This window comes from Sphaerochaeta sp. (assembly GCF_050256055.1).
Classification (GTDB): domain Bacteria; phylum Spirochaetota; class Spirochaetia; order Sphaerochaetales; family Sphaerochaetaceae; genus Sphaerochaeta.
Genome location: NZ_JBFWIJ010000003.1, coordinates 143,024 through 150,770 on the forward strand (window position 1 = coordinate 143,024; position 7,747 = coordinate 150,770).

Annotated in this window: 6 protein-coding genes; all 6 read right to left on the minus strand. The window is 53.0% G+C overall.

What is annotated here, in order from left to right; all coding sequences use genetic code 11:
* Positions 1-25: 25 nt before the first annotated feature.
* Genes AB7C91_RS02190 through AB7C91_RS02215 form a run of 6 tightly spaced genes read right to left on the minus strand, consistent with a single transcriptional unit; the run spans position 26 to position 7,437 of the window.
* A complete protein-coding gene (locus AB7C91_RS02190) occupies positions 26-2,122 on the minus strand; it encodes an ATP-dependent DNA helicase (protein ID WP_428588918.1) in 2,097 nt (698 codons plus the stop codon).
* On the minus strand, positions 2,109-3,470 hold the full coding sequence (locus AB7C91_RS02195; RefSeq protein WP_428588921.1) for a sigma-54-dependent transcriptional regulator: 1,362 nt from the start codon (positions 3,468-3,470) through the stop codon (positions 2,109-2,111). The genes AB7C91_RS02190 and AB7C91_RS02195 overlap by 14 nt, the downstream gene beginning before the upstream one ends.
* Positions 3,460-4,653: a two-component system sensor histidine kinase NtrB gene (locus AB7C91_RS02200; RefSeq protein WP_332448279.1), complete on the minus strand. Its 1,194-nt coding sequence runs from the start codon at positions 4,651-4,653 to the stop codon at positions 3,460-3,462. Before AB7C91_RS02200 ends, AB7C91_RS02195 begins: the two co-directional genes overlap by 11 nt.
* The gene (locus AB7C91_RS02205) at positions 4,650-5,831 is read right to left on the minus strand and encodes a hypothetical protein (RefSeq protein WP_428588924.1); all 1,182 of its coding nucleotides are present in this window, start codon (positions 5,829-5,831) and stop codon (positions 4,650-4,652) included. The genes AB7C91_RS02200 and AB7C91_RS02205 overlap by 4 nt, the downstream gene beginning before the upstream one ends.
* Complete coding sequence (locus AB7C91_RS02210) at positions 5,824-6,354, minus strand: CvpA family protein (protein ID WP_332448281.1); 531 nt, start codon at positions 6,352-6,354, stop codon at positions 5,824-5,826. Before AB7C91_RS02210 ends, AB7C91_RS02205 begins: the two co-directional genes overlap by 8 nt.
* A 3-nt stretch (positions 6,355-6,357) precedes the next feature.
* Complete coding sequence (locus AB7C91_RS02215; RefSeq protein ID WP_332448282.1) at positions 6,358-7,437, minus strand: UDP-N-acetylglucosamine--N-acetylmuramyl-(pentapeptide) pyrophosphoryl-undecaprenol N-acetylglucosamine transferase; 1,080 nt, start codon at positions 7,435-7,437, stop codon at positions 6,358-6,360.
* Between the last annotated feature and the right edge of the window lie 310 nt (positions 7,438-7,747).

A 7,747-nucleotide genomic window follows, 5' to 3' on the forward strand; every position in this document is an offset into this window, starting at 1 on the left:
GCGGGAAATACATCCCGCCTGTTTTTTATCGGTAGAGGAAATTCTCGATCTTGTCGCAGATTCCCTCGGTCTCGGTATCCGGGTGGAAGCTTTCCGGAAGCGAACGGAGCATGTACATGCCATAGTTCTTGCTGACCACCCGGCTGTCCAGGATCAAAACGACCCCACTATCGGATGTAGAGCGCATCAATCGCCCGAATCCTTGCTTGAGTTTCATCGTAGCGGTCTGCAAGGCAAGCTGGTAAAATCCGCTCCCTCCATTTTTGTCCAATGCCTCGCACCTGGCCTTGAACACAGGATCGGATGGCACGGTGAACGGCAACTTGACGATGATGACCAGACGCAGCGTGTCTCCCGGGGCGTCGATTCCTTCCCAAAAGGAAGAAGTGGCGAACAACGTACTATCCTTCTGGGCTATGAAGCGGCTGAGTAATGTGTACCGATCAAGCTCTCCTTGGCTGAGCAGCTCCATATTCTGTTCGGCGAAACGATCCTCTACCATCTGCTTGATCAACTTGAGCATGGCATACGAGGTGAACAGTACCAATGAGCCGCCTCCTGCACTGTTGACTGCAGACCAGATGGTTGAGGCCAAGTACTGGATGTAGCTTTCCTCCACTTCCTTGGATGGCAGCGGAGCATCGGTGGGAGTGAGCAGCATCAGGCGGTTTCGGTAATCGAACGGGGAAAGGAACGTTCCCTTCAAAAAGGGGCGGACCTCATCATACGGCAACCCCACCCGACCACCCCAGAATGCGAACTGGTCGTTGAGATCCAAGGTTGCGGAGGTACAGACCACCGTATCCAGCTTGGTAAAAACTGACTCAACCAACAGCGGTGCAATGGAAAGCGGGGTGATGCGCACTTGCACCGAACGATAGGATTTGTTCGCCTCAGCATTGAACCAATGCACCTCATCCTGCCAGAGGGAAAAATTGCAGAACCGCTTGAGCACCTCACTCATCAAAGCAATTCTTGTTCCACGCACTTTCAGTTCATTGAGCTTGCCATCCAATTCTTCCGGGGCTTTGTTGTGCTCCAGAAACGTATTGATCTTCGCGGCCAGCCTGCCGCTGGCCTGCTCGACGGCAGTCGCCGCCTGGACGAACGTTTCAAGCCGGCCTTGGTGCTCGGCCTTGATCAAAACCGGTTGGAAATCATTCTTCTGAAATACGGCAAGCAGATATTGGTCGAGCGTGCCGACCTGTTGCTGCAGCAACATGATGTCATCCTGGATCCGATCGATCAAATCAGCCTCAGTACTGTATTCACCCAATTGCTCCAGCAGGGATTTTGCGCTGTATCGTCCGGAGCGCTGAATCTTGGAGATCTGACGCAGCATCTCCTGCGAATCATATTCGTCGGTGAAATATTCGGAAGCATTTGCTTCAATATTGTGCGCTTCATCGATGATCAGACGATTGAAGGGGGGAAGTATCATTTCCTCCTCATACCCCACATCGGAGATGTGCCGGCTTTGGGCATCGGTGAACAGCAAATGATGATTGCTCACGACGATCTTCGCTTCCTTTGCCTTGGCTTTCGCCTTGAAGAAGAAGCAGTCCCTGAAGTAGGGACAGCTGTGGCTCGGACATAGATCCCCGTCGCAGCATATCTCAGAGCGGAGTTCCCCGCTCAGGCGCTCGGGATAATCGGCGAATAATCCGGATGGGGTGGCCTTGATCCATTGTGCGACCTTGTACAATTCGGTTGACGGATCTTCGGAAAGCAGGCTCACTTCCCCCTTGGTCTGGACGAACCGTTGGATGCAAACGTAATTGGAACGGCCTACCGCCAAGGCAGTCTTGCAGGAAAGCCCCAAGTAGGTAAATAGCATCGGCAGGTCCTTCTCGTACAGCTGCTTCTGCAAATTGATCGTACTGGTGGCGATGACCGTCCGTTCGTCAGGCGCCTGGAGGGCATAATACAGGGCGACGGCAAGGTAAGCGAAGGATTTCCCGATTCCGGTTCCCGCCTCTATGGCTGCAACGGCATTGCATTCATAGCTTTGCCGTACCAGCTCAGCCATTTGCAGCTGGCCTTCCCGGTATTCATAGGATGGGAAGCGTTGCTCCAGCAAGCCTCCCTTGTCAAATATTTCCTCGATATCAAGCTTCGTCAATGTTGTATTCCTGTAGTTTTCTGTGCAAGGTCTTTCTGCCTATATCCAGCATTTGGGCAGCCTTGGTCTTGTTGCCCCCGCACTGGGCGAGCGTCGAGATGATGAGCTGCTTCTCGGCTTCAGCCAAGGTGATGCCGACTTCCAAGGATACATTTGATGTATTCTGCGCCTTGCTGATATGCATCGGCAGATCCTCAAGCTCGATCACATTGGTTCTGGCAAGTACGACTGCACTCTCTATGCAGTTGCGGAGCTCACGGATGTTGCCTGGCCAATCGTAGCTGAGCAGAGCACGTTTAGCCTGGGCGGAAAACGCCTCGATCGAACGGTTGTTCTCTTGGCTGAACTGCGCAAGGAAACTAGTCATCAAAAGCGGGATGTCATCCTTACGCTCCCTGAGGGGAGGCACATCCAGATGCACGACATTCAACCGATAATACAAATCTTCCCGGAAATTCCCTTTTTCAATCTCCTGAGGCAGATTACGGTTGGTGGCGCAGACGATACGGACATCAACGGTGATCGGCTTCTCCCCACCTACCCGTTCGAACTGCTTTTCCTGCAGCACCCTGAGCAACTTGACCTGTGTGGCCAGATCGATCTCCCCGATCTCATCCAAGAAGATCGTGCCCCCGTCTGCCAACTCGAATCGGCCTCGCTTATCCTTCACCGCACCGGTGAAGGAACCTTTCTCATGGCCGAACAACTCACTTTCCAGCAAACTGGAAGTCAACGCTGCACAATGCACTTTGATGAACGGACCATTGCTTCGGTTGCTCAACCCATGGATGGCGTCTGCCACCAGTTCCTTGCCCACCCCGCTTTCCCCGGTGATCAAAACCGATGCTTTCGTCGGGGCAACCTGACTGACCGTATCCATGAGAGCGACCATCTTCTGGCTTTTGCCGATGATTCGATCGTACCGGTTGCGGGCCTTGAGTTGCTCAACCTCTCGCTTGAGCTGTTCATGCTCGGCATACAAGTCCGTAGTTGAAAGAGCTTTCTTCACCACCAGGGTCAGACGATCCAAGTCAACCGGTTTGGTAAAGAAGTCGATCGCCCCGTCACGCATCGCCTCGACTGCCGTCTCAATCGTTCCATGTCCGGTCAGGATAATGACCGGAAGCCTTGGATAGGCTGAACTGATTTTCTTCAGCAACTCTTCACCGCTGACTTTCGGCATCCTCAGGTCGGTGATCACCAGATCGACCGACTCTTTGTTCAACAGGGTCCAGGCTTGTTGCCCATCCTCTGCACTCAGCGTTTCATAGCCTTCCAATTCCATAGCCAAAGCCAAGCCGCTGCGGATGTTTTTCTCATCATCACAGATGAGTATGCTACGCTTCATACCGTCCCTCCGTCGTCGTGGTTTGGTCCAAGGCAAGCCGTTCGCTCTTGGGAACCGGGAAGGCGAGCGTGAACGTGGTTCCTTCCCCCAACTTGCTCTTTACGCTGATATCGCCTTTATGCTCTTTCATGATCTTGTACACCACGGTCAAGCCGAGTCCGGTTCCGGATGCCTTGGTGGTAAAGTACGGTTCGAAAATCTTCTGCTGCGTCCGCTCATCCATTCCGATGCCGGTATCGACTACCCGAACCAAGACCAGGTTCCCATCCAAGCGCGACTGTACCGTCAACCTGCCGCCGCCTTCCATTGCATTCATCGCATTCTTGATCAGATTCAACAAGGCCTGCTTGACCAGATGTTCATCAAATTCGATACGCGGAAGCGAGGTGCACAAGTCACGGTTCACCTGCACACGATGCTCCTGCAGCTCCGGTTCCACGAACGCACAGACTTCCTCGATCGTCCGATTGAGCTGCCCCAATCGGAGGCGGGTATCCATCGGTCGTACGGCGAAGAGGAAATCCACCACAATCCCGTTGAGTCGGCTGATCTCCTCCTCCAACACATCGATGTACCGCTGCGCGTCATCAATGGTCAGCGAATGTTTGCGGACGAAGGCCTTTTTCAGCAACTGCAGATGTATCTGCATAGCTGCCAGGGGATTCTTGATCTCATGGGCTACGCCGGCGGCCATCGTGGTCATGGAGGCAAGGTTCTCGCTTCTTCGCAACCGCGCTTCATTCGCATTGTGTTCGGTGACATCACTGAACATAATGACAAATGAGGATCGACTGCGGATGCTGCTGCTCTTATAGGTGAAGACCTGTATGGCGATGGTCTGGACCGAATCCCCCTTTTGGAAGGTGAATTCGTTGTGCTCATCCTCGCCGGCCTGTTGGACGCACAAGAGGATATATCGCAGCACCTGCTCGTCCTCCAGCACCCGCGCCAGCGGGAGGCCCTCATAGGAGCGAAGCCTTGCCATCGGGACCAACGTCCTGCAATGGGAGTTGGCGTAGAGAATCAACAGCTTTTCATCGGTAAGAATGACTCCATCCTGCATCGATTCGAGCACGCTCTCAAGCATCTCCACTTCGTCGGCTTGGCTGCGCAGGATGTCAACGATCTGCTTGTTGTCAAGCTGATCGATCTTCTGTATCGCCCTTTGGACAAAATTCTTCATGCATCCTCCATCATCCGATAATACAAAGCTTCAAGCATCAGTCTTCCGTTCTGGTTGTACAATCGGCTCGACTGGTACGCGTCATTCACCAAAGCGGATAATCGAGCAGCTTTCTCAGAAGGCAGCGTTTGTTCGGCCAAATAGATCCCGAACTGCTCCAATACAGCCTTGAGCACATATTCCATACTGTCCGAACGCTCGATCTCTGACAGCATCTCGGATAATTGCGGGCCTTCCAAATACCGCCCGTCCCGTACGCTGAGTGCGAACAATTTCGCCAAATCCCCTATCTTCTGCACATCCATTCCTCCTTCCTGCAGGAAAAAATGCTGCAGGTCCTCATAGGAACGTTCATGTAAATAGAAGGGCTGGAGGAAACAGGCAACCGAATCCTTGTGCAAGGGTGGGAAAGCATATCGTCTGACCCGGGAAAGTATCGTTTGCATGATCCGGTTCGGGAATGAGCTGATGAGGAAGAAATACACGTCCGAAGGTGGTTCCTCCAGCATTTTCAGAAGACTGTTGCGGGCGGAAATATTGGTTTCCTCCATCGCTTCCAGAATGATGAACCGCTTGCTTTCTCCCATGCTCGTCTGGTTTATCCACTGATCGACATCCCTGACTTGGTTGATGGTGATCGTCGTGTTTTTCCGTGCAGCGGCATACAGGGTTTTCAGGCTCGAGCGGATGTCATCAGCCCATCGTTTTGCCGTCTTGGCGTCAAATTGCGCCTGGTTGGAGAAATCGATCAACAGCTCATTCAAAACCGAGGCCGCATCAAAGACGGCATTCTGGCTTTGGTTCACTGCCTTCAACGCAGGATGGTATTGGAGCAGAAGGATGCGTACCGTCCGGATGACCAGGTTCTTGGAGAAATCATTGTAGAGCCTTGCAAAGGTTGTCAGGCTGGTCTCGATGACACTCTCATGGTCCCGCTGGCTGATGATCAGCAGGTTGGGGACCGAAAGCGTGGAAAATCGCCTGCAACTTTCGCAGTCGCAGTCTTGTCTCCCCTCTTTCCGACAGGAAAGGACACGCGCACATTCCAAGGCGAAGCTCATCCGCAGACTGTATCGTTCGCCTCCGAACAGGTTCACCTGCGCGAAGGAATTCTCTTGGATCTGCCGACTCATCTGCTCGGCCAAAGCCGGCTGGAATGCGGAAAGCTGCTCAAACATTGACTACCTGCTGTACCGAAGAGGAGAACCATTGCACGGTTTCCGGAACAAGCGGGCGCACGATTCTCAACACGAATTGGCTCGAATCCAGAATGGAGGAGAGGTCGAATGCTTTCTGAAGCTGCAGTACATACAGGACCACAGCCATGGCTATTCCCGCCTCAAGCACCCCCCAAAGGAACCCCAACAGACCGTTTACCGCCCTCAACCCGGTGGCGTTCAGTGCCGTCTCCAGAACATTGCCCACGATGCGCATCAAGGTGTAACCGATCAAAAACAACGCAACGAATGCCAACAGACTTGATGCCAACGGCGGCAGTGAGAACGATTGGACAAACAGGTCGGAGAAGATCTTGGTGAACATCAACCCGGCAAAGAATCCCACGATGTATCCGCTTCTGTGTGAGAAGGCATCGGCAAACCCCACCAAGGTGTCTGCGATCCCCCCGATCATAGCCAATGCGAAGACGATGATGTCGATTGAATTGAAATACACGGAACCGATTGTAATTCCCCACTGCATACCCTACTCCTTTCGTATATGACTTCTGATCAACAGAGCCAAATCCTCTGCACTGTGTTCATTGGACAACGCATGCAGGTTTGCCGATAACAAAGATCGTCCCTTTCGGTCATCCAGCAATCTGAGCACCTCCGAACCAAACTGCTCGGCAGATACATCACCAGAGAGTACCCGAGCTGCATCCATTTGGGCAAGACGGCGCGCATTCTCAATCTGATCTCCCCTGCTCGAAGCATTCGAGAGGGGGATGAGCAACGAGGGACACCCAAACAAAGCCAATTCGGCAAGTGTTCCTGCACCTGCCCTGCTGACCACCAGATCCGCCCGTTTCAGCAACGAGGCGAGCAAATGATCATGAATGAATGCAACACGGGTATACCGGGGGGCAACCGTATCCTCGGCATTCCCATAGCCGCACTGATGATAGATATACGCATGGCCCGTCAACACCGATAGGCTCTCCTGGACCAAAGTGTTCAGCTGGACCGCTCCGCTGCTTCCTCCCAGCACAACCACCAATCGTTCATCAGGATCGAGAAACGATACCGATTCGGAGGTATCCGGTGTACGGGCTTTCTCTACCAGAACCGAGCGGACGGGATTCCCGCTCACCACCAATTTCTCGGCAGGTATGTTCCCGAACCTACCACAGAATGGCACACAGACCACCTGGGAGAAGTGCGTGTTGATCCTGGTGGCCAACCCGGGGGAAGCGTCGCTCTCATGGCTGATGACCGGAATCCTCAGCATGAATGCGGCAAGTACAGGAGGGACGGAAACGAACCCTCCTTTGGAGAACAGAATTTGTGGTCGTATCCTGGACAAGATCCAAAGAGCCTGAAAGAAACCTATGCAAATGTTGCCGATATCCAAGATATTCCTAAGGGAATGATAGCGACGCAGCTTCCCGCTGCGAATGGCATGGAATTCGATCCCGGAATCCTGCACGGCTTTTTTCTCGAGCCGGTCATTCCGACCGATCCAACAGGGACGGTAGGCCGGATCATGCTTGAGTTGTTCATGCACGGCAAGGGCCGGATACACATGTCCGAGGGTGCCTCCCCCGGTGAAACAGACGATCATGCAAGCATGATAGCATGTGAAGCAGAAAACAACCAGATGATTTGTATCATATTGATACAGTGTGGGTAGATTTGTCCCATCTTTTCTCCACAGTTTCGCTTTTCTCTGCTTTCGAGAATGAGTATACTGGTAAGGAGGGGCAAAGGCCCCCCAAACATTTGTTGCAAGCGAGACATCCATGGGTACCTCATTATTTACCAAACTATTCGGAACAAAACAAGAAAAAGATCTCCGCTCCCTCTACCCTCTGGTGGAAAAGGTGAATCAGGAGGAATCGTGGGCACAAGCGCTCGCACCTGAGCAATTTCCC